A 335-nucleotide genomic window follows, 5' to 3' on the forward strand; every position below is an offset into this window, starting at 1 on the left:
TCGCTACCGTTTGTGTAAGCTTTGGCAATGGTTGCAGTTTCAAAGTCTTTTTTAACAGCGGCTTTTACAGCTTCAGGCAATTCTTCAACAGATATTTCAGTGAATTCTTCGTTCATTACAATGTTTATTGTTTGAACAGGTAAAACGTTGTTAGCGAATGCAAAAGTTGAAACTCCACTTGCTAAGATTGCTATAGATAAGATGATTTTTTTCATGATATAAATATTTTAATGTTTGTAATTGTTTGTTTTGATTTGTTAATTTTTCTTGGAAATATTATTTGATAGCATCTTCTTTCAACCAGTTTCCGTCTTTGTCTACATAAGCAATGTTTG

At 31.3% G+C, this 335-nt stretch carries 1 protein-coding gene; it reads right to left on the minus strand.

The genetic code is table 11. The features are described 5' to 3' along the window. A partial coding sequence (locus Q4548_RS16780; protein WP_303457192.1) for a hypothetical protein occupies nt 1-215 on the minus strand: 215 nt, incomplete at its 3' end. Nucleotides 216-335: the final 120 nt, after the last annotated feature.

This window comes from Wenyingzhuangia sp. 2_MG-2023 (assembly GCF_030548295.1).
In the GTDB taxonomy this organism is placed as follows: domain Bacteria; phylum Bacteroidota; class Bacteroidia; order Flavobacteriales; family Flavobacteriaceae; genus Wenyingzhuangia.